The organism is Sporosarcina luteola (assembly GCF_023715245.1).
In the GTDB taxonomy this organism is placed as follows: Bacteria; Bacillota; Bacilli; order Bacillales_A; family Planococcaceae; genus Sporosarcina; species Sporosarcina luteola_C.
This window is the reverse complement of sequence record NZ_JAMBNV010000001.1, coordinates 1,120,529-1,137,768: the sequence shown is the minus strand read 5'-3', so window position 1 is coordinate 1,137,768 and position 17,240 is coordinate 1,120,529. Positions and strand designations below refer to the sequence as shown.

Genomic DNA, 17,240 nt, shown 5'->3' with positions numbered 1-17,240 from the left:
TCTAATACATACAACCTATTATTAATAGTTTTTACATCGATTCTGCGCGTATATTTCGACGGCGAGGAAAAGAGCTTGACTCACATCCGTATAATTGTTATGATGTTCCTTGTGTAAAATAGTTGCAGCAGTTGTATGATCCATGCTGTCCAGTCTATTCCTTTTAGATAAGGTGCATCGCGTAACCTCGTGGCTGCTGAGGCGAGGATGCAAGATTATAGAATGGCACGCGGATTGAATGCATCTGGTTCTTATTTTACAACAAAATAAAACCAAAACAGAGGAGGAGTCTTTCATGGCTCGTTATACAGGTCCATCTTGGAAACTTTCCCGTCGTCTTGGCATTTCGCTAAGCGGTACTGGAAAAGAAATCGAAAAACGCCCTTACGCACCGGGACAACACGGTCCTACACAACGTAAAAAACTTTCCGAATACGGATTGCAATTACAAGAAAAACAAAAACTTCGTTTCATGTTCGGCGTGAACGAGCGTCAATTTAAAACTGTTTTCAACAAAGCTGGTAAAATGCCTGGTAAACACGGTGAGAACTTCATGATTCTTCTTGAAACTCGCCTTGACAATATCGTATACCGCATGGGTCTTGCACGCACTCGCCGTGCAGCTCGCCAACTCGTCAACCATGGTCACATCCTAGTTGACGGCAAACGCGTTGACATCCCTTCTTTCAGCGTAAAACCTGGTCAAGAGATCTCTCTTCGTGAAAAATCTCAAAACCTTGATGTTGTTAACGAAGCTCTAGAAGTGAACAACTATGTTCCTGAGTACGTTACATTCAACACTGACACTAAAGTCGGTACATTTGTACGTCTTCCTGAGCGCAGCGAACTTGCTGCTGAAATTAACGAAGCACTTATCGTTGAGTACTACTCTCGTTAATCGCTTCCTTATGAAAACCCCGAGATTGCATTTGCAATTTCGGGGTTTTTTCTGATTTTCACTATTAGTTCAGTTAACAAATCTCCCCGCTTTTCCAACCGACTCCCAGTAGTCATTGCGCAGCTGCACTTTTAAAATCTTTCCGGAAGCATTTTTAGGTAGTTCATCAACAAAGGTGACTCCCGTAATCGCTTTAAAATGGGCGAGTTTGTCTCTTGTAAATTGAATTAGGTCTTCTTCGGTGGCGTTATACCCTGAACGTAGAACCACGTAGGCATGAGGCGTTTCCCCCCATTTTTCATGAGGAACTGCAATTACCGCCGCTTCCAGAATGGCTGGATGATCATACAAGACGCCCTCAACTTCAATGGAGGATATATTTTCGCCCCCAGAGATAATGACGTCTTTTTTCCGGTCGACGATCCCTACAGTTCCATACTCATCCACAACAGCCATATCTCCTGTATACAGCCAACCATCTCGGATGGCTTCCATTGTCGCTTCTTCGTTTCTCCAATACCCTTTCATGACACCATTTCCACGGACAATGAGTTCTCCAATTTCCTTTCCATTCCAAGCCACTTCTTCCCCCAAATCATTTACGACTCTTACATCAGTACCAATCATTTGGTACCCCGCTTTTGCTTTTAAACGAGACTCTTCATCTCTTGTAAAATCTTTGAAGTGAGTGCGGATTCTTGAGATGGTACTTAACGGACTGGATTCCGTCATGCCGTATACTTGGATGAACTCCCACCCTAGCTCATCTTCCACTCTATTGACAAATGCTGTTGGCGGTGCTGATCCAGCAATAAATACACGCGTGCTTTGCTCAAGTTGTAATGGGTTTTCATCGTAGTATTGCAATAATGAATTCAATACCGTCGGAGCCATATGCATGACAGTGACACCATGTTTCTCCAGTGCATCAAAAATACTTTCTGGCGAGGCTTTTCGTAAACAGACTTGAGTTGCTCCGTTTGCTGTGTAGTAGAACGGGGAGCCCCAACCATTGACGTGAAACATCGGCAACACATGTGCAAGGACATCCTCGTCCGTTACCCGTAAATGATGCATACATGTCAAAGCATGAAGATAGTTATTTCGATGTGTCAACATCACGCCTTTAGGTTTCCCGGTTGTTCCACTCGTGTATAGCAAGCTGCAGACATCCGTCTCCTCCAAAGCTTCACGTTGGAATGTTTCTTTTGAGTGGGCATGTAAAAATTCATCATAGTTTACTTCATCACAGGAGCCGTCATAATAGTGAACAATGATCTCCTCGACGGTTTCCAGCTTTTCTCTAACCGGCAGGATTAAATTGTATAAGTCCTGATCTACAAACAGAATCTTTGACCCGCTATGATTTAAGATATAGAGGTAATCCTCCGGTTTTAAGCGGATATTCAACGGCACCATGACAGCCCCTAGCTGAAACACGCCATAAAAACCTTCTAGCATTTCTACAGTATTTGGTGCAAGATAGGCCACTCTGTCGCCTTTTTTCACACCTAACTTTCGGAGACCATCCGACAACTGGTTAACACGGTCATTCATTTCCCGATAAGTAAATACCCGGTCATCACAGATAATCGCTTTTTTATCTCCATAGAGTTTAACGGCATGATCTAAAAATTGAGTTAGAATTAATGGCACTTCCATGGTATCCTCCCCTTCCATAAATCTATTTATCTAGAAACTGTCACTTAATAATACATAGATAAGACTTTATCATAAAATTCAGCATTCTGTAAATAATTTATGAAGAGGAGGGTTAGTTATCCTCTAATAACCCTCTCAGCTGTTCAAGTACAACTTCAAACGGTTGTACATCCCCCACCTTCCTAAACTCCAGAAAGGGATCACCGATAGTTTTCATCCGCTCCGTTACACTTTTAATCGTAAATTGTTCTGGCCTCAACGATGCCCCGACTTCCTCCCAGTTCAAAGGAGTTGCGACTGTTGCCAATTCGTTGCCACGTGGCGAATAGGGTGCGACGATTGTTTTTCCTTCGTGATGCTGCACATAGTCCAGGTATAGTTTGTTACCTCTGTTCTTTTTCAGGCGTTCGGTTGTGAACCATTGCGGCTCTTGATCGACTAGGAAGTCGGAGACGAACTTTGTGAAGATGCGAGTATCGTCGTATGTGAATGTATCGACTGGGAGTGGAATATATACTTGCAGACCTTTGCCGCCGGATGTTTTGATAAATGAAGTCAGTTGGAACTGATCGAATATCGCCTTCAAACGCAATGCTGCTTCTACGGAGAGTGAGAATTCCTCTACGGAAGGCGGGTCTAAATCGAAGACGATCTCGGTCGGCATTTTTGTATTGATTGTTTGAAATGGTATGTGGTATTCAAGTGCCAACTGATTCCCTAGCCATAGCAATGTCGTGATATCATTACAGACGATATAGTCAATGTCCTCATCTCTTGATGTCTTCACAAAGTCAGGAGCATAATCAGGTACGCTTTTCTGATAAAACTTTTCGCCCGGCACGCCATGAGGGAAGCGGATTAGGGTTAAATGCCGTTCTTTCATGAACGGAAGTATAAAGGGTGCAGCCGATTGCAAATAAAGTAAGTAATCGTCTTTCACCAAGCCTTGCTTCGGCCAAACAGGTTTGTCAGGATGAGTAATTTGGATCTTCTCTGGAATCGGGTTCACTTGCCTAAGCAATTGACGCCACTGACAGTCATCGGGGTTCACTTCAAACTGAAAAGAATGGAACCTCGGCTCGCGCAGATGTTTCCCATCAAAGCTGATGCAATTTATATTTGCACAAATGGAAGGCTCAATTTCGTAAACGGAGTCTCCAATATGGCGTCCATTTTTGAGAAACAACTCACTTAGGGTCTTCAATTCCTCATCTGACATTCCATGCTTGAATGTTGTTATCTCAACTAGCTGACCATCCCTATAAATGGCACCTGTGAAAAATCCGTTTACCTGTTCATACCTCGTGATAATGACTGTGACCAATCGCCAGTTTTTCACTTTCAACCATTGGTTCGTCCTTTTTTCATTACTCCAGACACTTTTCACCCGCTTGGCCATTGCCCCTTCCCCGTTGTTCAGTCGTACTCGGTCCCATAGTTCGGTTTCGTCTGTAAACGTTTCTATTAATTGAATTAGACTTTCGTGACGATAGTGCACCGTAGTCGGCAGCCCGACCTGTTCAAAACACTTCTTTAGGTCCACTTTCCTCTTTTCAAGTACCTTGCCGGATACATCTTTTCCTTTCAGCACTAAAAGATCGAAGACGATGTATTGGCAAGGGAATACATTGGAATGGTAGGCAATGACTTCTTTCTTCCGCATCCGCCCCCTTGTCTGCACAATGGCGAATTCACTTTTGAAGTCGTTTTGAAGACAGACCAATTCCCCGTCAAAAACTAGCGGAAGGAAAGGCTTGATCATATGTTCAATTCGACGGCAATCCTCGATAATTTCCGGAAAAATGTCGTTCAATAGTTTTTCATTCCTGCTGAATAGCTGAATCCCTTCTTTATCCCATTGGAGAATCGCCCTGAATCCATCGTATTTCGTTTCATACAGCCAATCTTTTCCTACAGGCAATTCATCTGTATCCATCATTAACATCGGTTTCATCCATAATCGCTCCAAGTTTTTGTTAGTGTTTGATGAATCATAATTCGTATACATAAGAATGAGTCAGCTTTCCATACTAAGCAAAAAAGCGGGTGATTTCATTGCATACAGTTTGGAAAGGCAGCATCAGTTTCGGCCTTGTCAATATCCCGATTAAGCTCCATACGGCAACGGAAAACAACGATATTAAATTGCGTCAGCTTCATAAGGAGTGCCATTCTCCAATCAGCTACCAGAAAGTATGCCCAATTTGTGATAAAGAAGTTAAAAGCGAAGAGATCGTGAAAGCGTATGAGTATACGAAAAACAAGTTTGTCGTGCTCGATGATGAGGAGCTTGAAAAGCTGAAGAAGGAAAATGAGGACAAAGCTGTTGAGATCATTGATTTTGTTAAATTAGAGGAAATCGATCCGATCTATTTCGAGAGGAGCTATTTCATGGCGCCCGATGCGAATGGCGGCAAGGCGTACGCTTTATTGAGGAAGGCTCTGAAAGAATCGGGAAAAATCGGTGTGGCGAAGATTATCATCCGTTCGAAGGAGCAGTTAGCCGTCGTCCGGGTCTATAAAGACGCTCTGTTGATGGAGACGATCCACTTTCCGGATGAAGTGCGCAATGTGGGAGATGTGCCGAATATCCCGGCTGAAGACTCTGTTGTGAAAAAAGAACTCGATACAGCACTTCTGTTAGTTGATCAATTAACGACAGCATTCGATCCCGATAAGTATACGGACGAGTATAGAACTGCTCTTATGGAATTGATTGAAGAGAAAAAATCGGGCAGTGTGACTGTCGCAAAACTGGAGAAACAGGCAATATCACCTTCCAATACGACCGATTTGATGGCTGCATTGCAAGCATCGCTCGATAAGACGAAAAAGAAGAAGCCGGCTCCAAGGAAAAAAGCGGCGGCGAAGATGAAAGCGTAAAAGGTTTGCGAGGGGGACGCGTTATCACCGAATTTCAGGCGTTTATCACCGTCTTGGGACGGGTTATCACCGATTCTCGGGCGTTTATCACCGATTCTTCTTGGTTTATCACCGATTTGGCATATACCACCGATTCTTGGGGGATTACCACCGATTCTCGGACTTTTACCACCGATTCCCCATTTCCGCGTATACAAAAAGGCCATCCCTTCATCAAAGGATGGCCTTTTACGTTAGATGAATTTCACCATTTTATAGTTTTTCTTCCCTCTGCGGACGATTGTAAACGCATCGTCCAAACGGTCTGCAGCAGTGACTTCATATGCGATATCCGTCACTTTTTCTCCATTCAAGGAAATGGCACCGTTTGTCACGTCTTCACGGGCTTGTCGCTTGGAAGAAGAAACACCAGCTTCGACGATGAAGTCGACAATGTTTTTATCAGACTTCTCGAGTTCTGCTGTCGGCACATCCTTGAATGCGTCTTTCATTTCTGCAACTGTCAACGCCTTCAGATCTCCGCTGAATAATGCTTTTGAAATGCGGATTGCTTGTTCAAGCGCATCCTGGCCGTGGATGAGACGCATCATTTCTTCTGCAAGTGCTTGCTGCGCTTTCCGTAAATGCGGTTCCTCTTGGACAGAAACCTCCAACGCTTCAATTTCTTCACGGGACATGAAGGTGAAGATTTTTAAATACTTGATGACATCAGCGTCAGCCGTGTTGATCCAAAATTGGTAGAACTCATAAGGGGATGTTTTATCAGCATCCAACCAGACGGAGCCGCCTGCCGTTTTACCGAACTTCGTACCATCCGCTTTCGTAACGAGCGGAATCGTGATACCGAATGCCTTCGCTTCTTCCTCATGCGTCTTCCGGATGATTTCAAGGCCTGTTGTAATATTGCCCCATTGGTCAGATCCGCCGATTTGAACCCGGCAACCATAATTATTGTACAAATGGTTGAAATCAAGGCCTTGAATGAGCATATAAGAGAACTCGGTAAAAGAAATTCCCGTTTCGAGCCTAGATGATACGTTCTCTTTTGCAAGCATATAATTGACGCTAAGCAATTTTCCGTAATCTCGAAGGAAATCGATGGCGCTCATGTTGCCCATCCAGTCATTATTGTTGACGAGGACTGCGCCATTCTCACCATTGAAGTCGAATAACCTTTCGAATTGCTTACGAAGTCCTGCCACATTTTGATCCACTTGTTCTTCTGTTAGAAGCTGACGTTCGTCGGCACGGAAAGATGGGTCACCGATCATCCCTGTCGCACCACCCACCAGCAAAATCGGACGGTGGCCATGCAATGCAAAACGGCGCAATGTCAATAACGGGACGATATGACCGATATGCATGCTGTCTGCTGTCGGATCGACGCCACAATATAACGAGATCTTTTCCTCATTCAATACCTTCTCAAGGCCTTCCTCATCAGTCTGCTGATACAGCAGGCCTCTCCATTTTAAGTCTTCCAACAATACGCTCTTCATTAAAATCCCTCCCATAATGTAAAAAAAGCCCCTACACGATTCAAATGAATCATGCAGGGACGTTAGACATTTAGTCAAATAACGCGGTACCACCCGGCTTGAGAATAAATAAATTCTCCGCTTTAAGACGCATTAACGCCGCGTACGCGCCACACTCCAAAGCTGTAATTCGTAAACGATGTACCGGACAGCTTCCACCAACCGCTGCCTCTCTATACGGATCGACCGTTCCTACTCCGGCTTTCTCACCATGTGAAAAATGATATAAGGTGAAACTTCACTCAGTGGGGTTCTGAGTGTTAGTTGAACCAATCGGGCATTTACTGGGAGTTGATCTCCCACCCCAGTGGGAGTCTTGCTGCCAGTTAATGCGGGATAGATTTATTGTAGTCTAAATTATCGCTTTGTCAAACATTTTCTATTGAATTCCACGAAATGTGCTATAATAGGAAGGATTTTAGGGGGGATGAAAACTTGAGTGAAAAACGTAAAAACAGGATAGATCTCATAGAAGAAAAATTTGAAACGCTAAAGAAAAAAGGTTGGGCAAAAGGAATTCGCATCACTTCGGGAGTCATTTGGAACCTCTTTCTCCTCTTCCTTGTCTTCGGACTGACGCTTGGCGTATTTGCCGCCTCAGTCGGTGCCGGTTATTTTGCATCACTCGTCGCAAAAGAACCGCTCCGTTCCAAGGCTGAAATGCGGGGAGACATCTTCAATTATGAGGAGACATCTGAAATTTATTTTGCCAATGACATTTATTTAGGTAAAGTAAATGCCGATATTGAACGGAAGGAAACGACATTGAAGGATGTTTCTCCATTTGTCATCGATGCCGTTTTGGCCACGGAAGACGAGTATTTTGAATCGCATGAGGGAATCGTCCCAAAAGCGATTTTCCGCGGACTATTTCAAGACGTGACGAATTCATCTAGTCAGACTGGTGGTTCAACACTCACCCAACAACTTATCAAAAACCAGATTTTGACGAATGAAGTCTCCTATGAACGGAAGGCGAAAGAAATCCTGCTCGCCATGCGACTCGAACATTTCATGGAAAAAGAAGAGATACTTGAAGCCTACCTAAATATCATTCCATATGGTAGAAATGCAATGGGACAAAATATTGCGGGAATCGAAACTGCTGCAGAAGGCATTTTCGGTGTGAAAGCAAAGGAACTTAATTTACCCCAAGCGGCATATATAGCGGGAATTCCGCAAGCACCATTTGCTTATACGCCTTTCCTGAGCAACTATTATGGCGGCGGCTTAAAGAAAGAGGAAAATATCAAGCCAGGAATCGATCGAATGAAAACTGTCCTCTTCCGTATGAAGGAAACGGGCTATATTACTGATAAGCAATATGAAGAAGCGATCGCCTACGACATCACAAAGGACTTTGCTAAAAAGACTGAACGTGCGACCGAGCGATATCCATACTTGACCCAAGAGATCCAAGAGCGCACGAAGGATATATTAGCCCAGATCCTCGCTGAGAAAGATGGTATCGATGCAGATCGCCTCGCTGAAGAGAAAAAACTTGCAGAGAAATATCTAATCCTGGCGGAGCGTGATATGCGTACGGGCGGGTACCGCATTTATTCGACAATCGATAAAGATCTTTACGACGGAATGAATAAAGTAGCAGAAGAATTTGAGCATTACGGATTCACTTACACACGGGAGGAAGAGGATATCAGTACGGGCGAAATCATCCTGAAAGATGATCCCGTGCAAGTAGGTGCCATTATGATCGAAAATAGCACAGGACGAATCCTCTCCTTTGTAGGAGGACGCGACCATAATCTGGAGAACACGAATCATGCGACAAGAGCTTTCAGACAAAATGGATCTTCCATGAAACCGCTTCTCGTCTATGCTCCGGCAATTGAATATGGGGTCATCGGCGCAGGAAGCCCTGTCGTCGACGTGAAATTCGAAGTGCCGGACAACGGAAAAACATGGGCACCGACGAACTATAATGCTAACGTGGAAAATGGAATTATCCCAGCCAGACAGGCATTAGCTGAATCCCTCAACTTACCGACAGCAAGGCTTTACAAGGACATCGTCGATCGACGACCAGCGGAGTTTTTAGAGAAGATGAACTTCACCAAACTCACGGAGGGGGATCACGTCCATCTATCCGTTTCATATGGTGGAATGGATGTAGGAGTCAGCGTTGAAGAGAATACAAACGCATTCGCCACTTTCGCGAATGGCGGCAAGTTCATCCAGTCTTACATCATAGAACGTATCGAAGACATGTCTGGAAATGTCGTGTATGAACACAAGACGGAACCTGTTGACGTGTTTAGCCCTGAAACATCATATATCGTAACAGATATGCTCAGAGATGTTATAAAACCTGGCGGCACAGGACAGCAATTGCCTGGATTCATGAATTTCAAAACCGACCTGGCAGCAAAAACCGGGACGACGAACGGATACGGCGACGCTTGGCTGGTCGGGTACAATCCGAATGTCTCGATGGGCCTCTGGTTCGGCTATAAGGATCAAAAGCGCAAGTTGTACACCAGAAAGTCCGGTGCGATGCATCCGACGACACGGACGACAATGCTCTTTGGCAGAATGATGAATAAAGTGAATGAATTGAAACCTGATATTATTGGTGCAGGCAGCACTTTCAAACAACCGGAAGGCGTAGTATCCAAACCTTTCTGCGGTATTTCCGGACTGGCGCCATCAGCTGCATGTACAACTGCTGGATTAGTCAGATCAGACTTGTTCAATTCAAAAGCGATGCTTCCGACAGAACCCGATGACAGCATTATCAATGCATCCTATGTCTCCGTCAAAGGCAGCCGTTACATGGCACTACCTTCTACACCTGCCGAATTTATCGTCTCAGGCGGAACAGGAGTCAACCAGGCATTCATTGACCGCATGCTTGGACCATGGGGTGGAGATGCTTCGAAGCTGTTCCCATCCATGTCAGTGTTTGCTTCAGGCGTTGTATCTGGCGCTTCCTTTAACGCCGATGATTCGGCACCGGCAGGAGTCAGCGCATCGCTTAATGGATCGACGTTGGTTTGGTCGGAGTCCCCTTCAAACGACGTGATCGGTTATTATGTGTACCGGAACAATGAACGCATTGCGACCGTCAGAGATGGATCCGCCAATTCGATCGCTGTCGGCCCGGGGGATTATTACGTCAGAGCCGTTGATATTACCGGACTGTTATCAGGGGGCTCCAATATCGTTATTGTAGATAGCCCGGAGCCACCACCTACTACGGAAACCCCGGATGACGGGAAAACACCTCCCGCGATACCTCCAGGGAATGAAGGCAATGGCGGAGATGACGGAAACGGCAATGAAGGCAGTGGGAATGATGATGGAAGTACTGGTACTGGTAACAATGGAAACGGAAATGGCAATAATGGAAACAACGGAAACGGCAACAACAACGGAGGAGGCAATAAACCTCCTTCAGATGGCGATGATGATGATGAAAATTAACATGTAGATAGGAAAGGGACTCCCAAAAAATCGGGAGTCCCTTTCCTTATATATGATCAGTCTTCCATCGTCGATAAGTCGCCTGTCGGCAAATTCAGTTCCCATGCCTTCAACACGCGGCGCATGATTTTTCCGCTTCTCGTCTTCGGAAGCTTATCCTTAAATTCAATTTCCCTTGGTGCAGCGTGCGCGGCAAGTTCCTTTTTGACGAATTGCTTGATGTCATTCTCCAATTCCTCGGAAGGTTTATATCCTTCATGGAGGGCAACGAAGGCCTTAATGATTTCACCACGGACCGGATCGGGCTTCCCGATGACTCCCGCCTCGACAATCGCCGGATGCTCAAGGAGCTTGCTCTCCACTTCGAATGGTCCTACTCGTTCGCCGCTCGTCATGATGACATCATCGACCCGTCCTTGGAAGAAGAAATAACCGTCCTCGTCCATATAGGCAGAATCCCCGGAAACATACCATTCATCATTCAAGAAATAGGAATCATACTTCTCAGGGTTATTCCAAATTTGACGCATCATTGCTGGCCAACCTTTTTTAATCGCCAAATTACCCATTCGATTCGGCGGCAATACTTGCCCCCGGTCGTCGACAATCGCCGCTTCAATTCCCGGAACGGCTTTCCCCATTGACCCCATTTTAATCGGCAACGAGCCGAAGTTGCAGATTGTTTGGGCCCCTGTTTCCGTCATCCACCAAGTGTCGTGGATCCGCAGCTTGAACACTTCCATCCCCCAACGGATGACTTCAGGGTTCAACGGTTCCCCGACTGAGAGAATATGGCGCAATGATGAAAGATCGTATTTCTCCAACGGTCCTGCACCCGCGCCCATTAACATCCGGAACGCAGTCGGCGCACTATACCATACCGTTACGCCGTACTCTTGAATGGATTCGTACCAGCTATCCGTAGAAAATCTTCCGCCGACGATCAGTGATGTCGCACCGGCCAGCATCGGTCCGAAGATCCCGTACGCTGTCCCAGTAACCCAACCCGGATCTGCGGTACACCAAAAAACATCCTCATCTTTCAAATCCAATACCCAGCGTGCCGTCTGCAACTGCTGCACCATCGCTTCTTGCACATGCAAAACGCCTTTCGGTTTACCAGTGGAGCCTGACGTATAATGGAGCAGCGTCGGAGACTCCTTATCCAGCCACTCTACTTTAAAGTGGGAAGACGCATTCTTCAAATGTTTGTTAAAATCTATATGCTTATCATCTTCTTCAATATTTCCGCCAACTAAAAAGATTGTTTTTAAATGAGGCAATTTGTCTACAGGGATCCTATCCAACAAGTCAGGAGTCGTAACAATCGCTTTCGCTTCGCTGTCGGAGAGCCTATCATAGACCGCACCTTCCATAAATGCTTCGAAGAGAGGCCCGACAATCGTCCCCATTTTCAATGCTCCCAGTATTGCAAGATACAACTCAGGAGAACGGGGCATAAAAACGAATATCCGATCCCCTTTTTCTAACGTTGAATGGTTCGTCAGTACATTTGCAGCTTTATTGGACATTCGTTTCAGTTCGTTATACGTATATGCTTCTTTGCGCGACGCATCTTTGTAAAAGAGCGCCACTTTGTTTTTCCGATAGGAATTCGCATGACGATCTACAGCCTCGTGCGCAATGTTGATGAGTCCGGTTTCATGCCAGCTGAATTCCTTCTCTGCGTCAGACCATTTAAAATCCCTCGCTGTTTGGTCATAATCCTGTAATTGATAATCCCCCTGCATTACAGGTAAGTTATTGATTTCCATTCCTATCACCCTTTCGTCAAACATTTACCTCTATTATTCTACATTATTATTTCTTTATTTGCTAATAAATTAATATTTTTAGTATTGTTGTTTAATTTGTTATCAAGAAGCTATTTGCCTTGGAGATAATTGTTGTATACTGTGAATAAGGTCTATTTAATTGTAGGACGGTGAGTAGGTTGGAACATAGGAAAACGTATAACGCGATGGAAGTCAAACATAAGAATGGCGACTTGATCATTGAAGGCCCGATTCCCGGCAATGAATTGGCAAACCTAGAATTCCATGAACATTTGATATCCTTCAGACCGCCTGAACAGCAACACAAGGCACTTATTGAAATCGCCGATCTCCCGGAAGGACGAATCATCATCGTCCGTGATATGAACCAAATCGTCGGGTATGCAACATATTTGTATCCCGATCCGCTGGAAAGATGGTCGAAAGGCAAGATGGAAAATCTAATTGAATTGGGAGCCATTGAAGTAATTCCGAAATACAGGGGCGGCGGAGTCGGAAAAGCGCTGCTCGAAGTGTCCATGATGGATGATGCAATGGAGGACTATATTATTCTAACAACCGAATACTATTGGCACTGGGATTTAAAAGGGACAAAACTGAATGTATGGGAATACAGGAAAGTGATGGAGAAGATGATGAATGCGGGCGGGTTGGAATATTATGCGACCGATGACCCTGAAATCAGCTCACATCCCGCGAACTGCCTTATGGCAAGAATCGGCAAAAGGGTGGATCAGGAATCGATTCAACAGTTCGACAGTCTTCGCTTCATGAATAGATTCATGTATTGATGGGAGGTTATTCTAGTGTTAATTGAAGAGATTATGAAAAGGGATGTCTCCTCCCTTTCACCTGAACATACCGTTAGCGATGCTTTGACAATCATGCAGAAAAAGAAAATCCGGCATCTTCCGATCGTCTCGGATGATAAAGGGCTGGTCGGCATCGTAACGGACCGTGATTTGAAAGAGGTCGTCCCTTCCCTGTATTCCGACTCTCGTGATGCAAGCGTTTACAACATTCCATTGTCTGAAATCATGACGAAAAATCCGATCAGTGGACACCCGATGGATTTCGTAGAAGAGGCGGCGATTATTTTTTACGATAACCAAATCGGCTGCCTTCCGATCGTCTCGGGCGGAAAGCTTGTCGGCATCATAACAGAGACGGATCTGCTGTATAAGTATATCGAATTGACTGGAGTTCACCAGCCGGGCTCACAGATCGAAGTCCGTGTACCGAATATACCCGGCATCCTCTTTGAAGTTTCAAAAGTGTTCCATCAACATAGATTGAATGTGCTAAGTGTTCTCGTATATCCCGATAAGGAAAATGAAGATAATAAAATACTTGTCATTCGCGTTAAGACTATGAATCCGCTAACTGTCATAAATGGTTTGCGTGCTAATGGATTTGAAGTTCTATGGCCGAATGTACCTGGCATTGACCTATGATGAAAGACGCTATATTCATTTATTCCGAAGAACAACTTGGCTATTCATTTTCGGACACTCACCCATTCAATCAAAAGAGGATTGTATTGACGTTGGATCTATTGAGGAAATGTAATGCCATATCCGATGATGAAATAATTGTTCCGAGGGTTGCAACCGACGAGGAATTATTATTGGTTCATGATTCGAAGTTCATCGATATTGTGAAACGGGCTGGCCGGGGGCTCGTAAGCGATGAAGTCGGCTCCGTATATGGCATCGGAACCGAAGACACCCCAATATTCCCAAACATGCACGAAGCGAGTGCGATGCTTGTCGGGGGGACGTTGACCGCAGTCGATGAGGTAATGGAAGGAAGAGCGAAATACGCTTTGAACTTAGGAGGCGGACTCCACCATGGCTTCCAGGGCAAAGCATCGGGCTTCTGCGTCTATAACGACAGCTCAGTCGCCATCAAATATATTCAAAAAAAATACGGTGCACGTGTGCTGTATATCGACACGGACGCGCATCATGGCGATGGAGTGCAATGGACGTTTTATGATGATCCGGATGTCTGCACGCTTTCCATACATGAAACAGGACGATACCTTTTTCCCGGGACTGGTGCTATTACTGAACGCGGAAATGGCGATGGCTACGGGACTTCATTTAATTTTCCAATTGATGCGTTCACGGAGGACGAGTCATTTCTTGAGATTTACAAGACGGCTATCGAGGAAGTCGCCGCTTTTTTCAAGCCGGATGTCATCTTGACCCAAAACGGAGCGGATGCTCATTATTTTGATCCCCTTACCCATTTATACGGAACGATGAAAATTTATGAAGAAATACCTCGCATTGCACGTGAAATCGCAGATCGTTATTGTGACGGAAGATGGATTGCCGTAGGCGGTGGAGGCTATGACATATGGCGGGTCGTCCCGAGGGCATGGGCTCATGTTTGGCTAGCAATGAAACAGCTGCCGGCTCCTACGGGTAAATTGCCTGAAGCATGGCTTAATGCTTGGCAGGACGAATCCCCTGTACCTTTCATTGAAACGTGGCAGGATCCGAATCCGTTGTATGAGCCGATTCCTCGCAAGGCGGAAATAACAGAGAAAAATGCTCAGATGCTTGAACGTGCATTACATATGGTGAGGAGTCAACGATCATAACATGACAAGGTGAGGAGATTTGAGCTTAGCGAATAATTGAGCCTTCCAATGAAAAAAACTGTTCCGGAATTTCCCTCCGGAACAGCTTATCATTTCGTCGACTGGCGTTCTTCCTTATGGTACGGCAAGATGACATTCACATCATCGACTTCCTCGCCGTTCATCAGTTTCGTCAATAATCTCATCGAAACTGCACCCAAGTCATATAACGGGACAATGATGGCAGTTAATTGCGGCCTTACTGCCCTCGAAAGCAAAGAATGCTGGAAACAGATCACTTCGTAATCATCAGGTACCGAAAATCCATCATCCCTGATTCCATTTAAGACACCTACAGCAATTTCATCATTGCCGGCAAAAATGGCGGTCGGCTTCTCTTCAAGATTACGTATTAGTTTCCACTTTTCATAAGCATCATCATACGTATTATCCGTTTCAATGAAAAATTCTTCAAACAGAGGAAGTCCAGCTTCCTTCACTGCCCGCTCATAACCTACCTTCTTACATAGCCGATTGATATCCCTCGACATCGGACCGCTAACATGCACGATCCGTTCATGTCCATTATCAATCAATTTCTTCACCGCTTCATAGGCCGCTTCCTCATGGTCTATGTTCACCGTCGGCAAGTCAGTGTTATCTCCCAATGTACCGGCCAAAACAATCGGAACGTTCGCTGTCGCCATTTCCGACCGGATTTCATCTGTCAGAGAATCGCTCATGAAGATGAGACCATCAACCTGTTTTCCGAGATGATCTTCTAATAGCTCAATTTCCCTCGTCGCCCGCTTATCCGAATTGGACAGAATGATATTGTATTCATACATCGTCGCAATATCCGCAATACCGCGTGAAAGTTCGGCATAATAGCTTTTCGAAATATCTGGAACGATGACACCGACAGTTGTCGTTTTCTTACTAGCAAGCCCTCTCGCTACGGCATTCGGGCGATAGCCAAGTCGTTCAATGCATTCAAGCACCTTTTTGCGTGTTGCAGGTTTTACGTTCTGGTTGCCGTTCACAACACGAGAAACAGTAGCCATGGAAACATTCGCTTCTCTCGCTACATCATATATAGTTATTGCCATTGACGAATCTCCTTCCCATCAGTATGTATTCGCTTACTTTCATTATAAACAAAACACCGGATCCTTGAAAGGTCCGGCGCTGTTTATAGAATAATACAAATGTAGTCAATTACGCCTTGGCGTAATTGCGTCCGGATTTTTATCGAGCAAGCTCGATAAACTCCTCTAAAAAAATCCGTGACATCCGCCGGAGGCGTCTAACTTAATCCAGCCTGCCAGGGCTGGATTAAGTTAGACTGTTTGATGGGTGTTCATGAATCTTTGAATTTCAGCGTAGAACTCATCGAACTGTTTGATATCCATTTGCTGTGCAGCATCGGACAAAGCAACAGCCGGATCAGGATGCACTTCCGCCATGACACCGTCCGCCCCGACAGCAATTGCCGCTTTTGCAGTCGGAAGCAACAAGTCTTTTCTGCCAGTCGAGTGAGTAACGTCTACGAATACCGGTAAATGCGTTTCCTGTTTTAAAATCGGAACTGCCGAAATGTCCAATGTGTTCCGTGTAGCCCGCTCATATGTACGGATTCCTCGTTCACAAAGCATGATCTGGCTATTCCCTTTGGAAATGATATATTCAGCCGCATTGATAAATTCATCAATTGTTGCAGCCAATCCACGCTTCAGAAGGACTGGTTTATTCGCCATGCCCGCTTCCTTCAGCAATTCAAAGTTTTGCATATTGCGCGCTCCGATTTGAATCACATCGATATAATCGAGTGCTTCTTCCAGGTGGGAAGGCGTAATAATCTCTGTCACGATTGACAAGCCTGTTTCATCCGCGACCCGTTTCAATATTTTCAAGCCCTCAAGTCCAAGGCCTTGGAAATCATAAGGGGATGTACGCGGTTTATAAGCGCCGCCTCTTAGCATCGTCAGACCCTTTGCTTTGATGGATTGGGCAACTGCAAGAACTTGTTCATATGATTCAACAGCACAAGGACCAAAGATGAAAGTCGGTTCTCCATTCCCGATCTTTTGCCCGTTCACATCTACAATCGTATCTTCAGGCTTGCGCTCACGGGAAACAAGCAATGCATTGCGTTGCTCATCTTCCTGAATTTCGAGGGCGGACATGAAGATGCCTTTAAAGATTTGTTCTAATACCCCGTTTGGAATCGGTCCGTTGTTTGATTGAACCAAAGCGTTAAGCATTTCCCTTTCGCGGATTGGATCATATCTATTGACACCTTGCTTTTCCTTTACTCTGCCAATTTCTTGGACAACAGAAGTTCTTTCATTAATCAAGTCCAATATTTTGGTATTCAACGCATCTACCTGAACACGAAGCTGATCTAAATCATTTTGTCTCATCGTTAT

General features: G+C 45.0%; 12 protein-coding genes and 1 other annotated feature. Of the genes, 6 read left to right on the top strand and 6 right to left on the bottom strand.

Annotated elements, in window-relative coordinates; all coding sequences use genetic code 11:
- Positions 1–295: 295 nt before the first annotated feature.
- Positions 296–898 (top strand): 30S ribosomal protein S4, encoded by a 603-nt coding sequence (gene rpsD / locus M3152_RS05275; RefSeq protein WP_251694144.1) that lies wholly within the window; start codon positions 296–298, stop codon positions 896–898.
- 69 nt (positions 899–967) lie between these two features.
- Here the strand turns inward: rpsD and M3152_RS05270 are convergent, their stop codons facing one another.
- Positions 968–2,560 (bottom strand): long-chain-fatty-acid--CoA ligase, encoded by a 1,593-nt coding sequence (locus M3152_RS05270; RefSeq protein ID WP_251694143.1) that lies wholly within the window; start codon positions 2,558–2,560, stop codon positions 968–970.
- Between the two features lie 112 nt (positions 2,561–2,672).
- Positions 2,673–4,514 carry a DNA ligase D gene (locus tag M3152_RS05265; RefSeq protein WP_251694142.1) on the bottom strand — a complete coding sequence of 614 codons (1,842 nt, stop codon included), beginning with the start codon at positions 4,512–4,514 and terminating at the stop codon, positions 2,673–2,675.
- A gap of 101 nt (positions 4,515–4,615) precedes the next feature.
- On the opposite strand from M3152_RS05265, the gene M3152_RS05260 reads away from it, so the two are divergent.
- Complete coding sequence (locus M3152_RS05260) at positions 4,616–5,443, top strand: Ku protein (RefSeq protein ID WP_251694141.1); 828 nt, start codon at positions 4,616–4,618, stop codon at positions 5,441–5,443.
- 233 nt (positions 5,444–5,676) lie between these two features.
- Here M3152_RS05260 and tyrS read toward each other — a convergent pair whose 3' ends face one another.
- A complete protein-coding gene (tyrS, locus tag M3152_RS05255) occupies positions 5,677–6,942 on the bottom strand; it encodes a tyrosine--tRNA ligase (RefSeq protein ID WP_251694140.1) in 1,266 nt (421 codons plus the stop codon).
- A 52-nt stretch (positions 6,943–6,994) separates the two neighbouring features.
- Positions 6,995–7,200 (bottom strand) — a binding site (T-box leader).
- A gap of 216 nt (positions 7,201–7,416) precedes the next feature.
- Here tyrS and M3152_RS05250 point away from each other — a divergent pair.
- Positions 7,417–10,425, top strand: coding sequence for a transglycosylase domain-containing protein (locus M3152_RS05250; protein ID WP_251694139.1), 3,009 nt, complete (start codon positions 7,417–7,419; stop codon positions 10,423–10,425).
- Positions 10,426–10,481: 56 nt separating this feature from the next.
- Here the strand turns inward: M3152_RS05250 and acsA are convergent, their stop codons facing one another.
- The gene (gene acsA / locus M3152_RS05245; RefSeq protein ID WP_251694138.1) at positions 10,482–12,200 is read right to left on the bottom strand and encodes an acetate--CoA ligase; all 1,719 of its coding nucleotides are present in this window, start codon (positions 12,198–12,200) and stop codon (positions 10,482–10,484) included.
- A 179-nt stretch (positions 12,201–12,379) separates the two neighbouring features.
- On the opposite strand from acsA, the gene M3152_RS05240 reads away from it, so the two are divergent.
- From M3152_RS05240 to M3152_RS05230, 3 genes are read left to right on the top strand one after another with little or no spacing between them, the layout of a single operon-like run.
- Positions 12,380–13,012, top strand: a complete 633-nt coding sequence (locus tag M3152_RS05240) for a GNAT family N-acetyltransferase (protein ID WP_251694137.1) — start codon at positions 12,380–12,382, stop codon at positions 13,010–13,012.
- 15 nt (positions 13,013–13,027) lie between these two features.
- Complete coding sequence (locus tag M3152_RS05235) at positions 13,028–13,675, top strand: acetoin utilization AcuB family protein (RefSeq protein WP_251694136.1); 648 nt, start codon at positions 13,028–13,030, stop codon at positions 13,673–13,675.
- Complete coding sequence (locus M3152_RS05230; RefSeq protein ID WP_251694135.1) at positions 13,675–14,832, top strand: acetoin utilization protein AcuC; 1,158 nt, start codon at positions 13,675–13,677, stop codon at positions 14,830–14,832. Before M3152_RS05235 ends, M3152_RS05230 begins: the two co-directional genes overlap by 1 nt.
- Before the next feature lie 89 nt (positions 14,833–14,921).
- On the opposite strand, the gene ccpA is transcribed toward M3152_RS05230, so the two are convergent.
- Both ccpA and M3152_RS05220 read right to left on the bottom strand, forming a co-directional pair.
- Entirely contained in the window at positions 14,922–15,920 is a 999-nt protein-coding gene (gene ccpA, locus M3152_RS05225) for a catabolite control protein A (RefSeq protein WP_251694134.1), read from the bottom strand.
- A gap of 231 nt (positions 15,921–16,151) precedes the next feature.
- Positions 16,152–17,234: a bifunctional 3-deoxy-7-phosphoheptulonate synthase/chorismate mutase gene (locus M3152_RS05220; RefSeq protein WP_251694133.1), complete on the bottom strand. Its 1,083-nt coding sequence runs from the start codon at positions 17,232–17,234 to the stop codon at positions 16,152–16,154.
- Positions 17,235–17,240 lie beyond the last annotated feature (6 nt).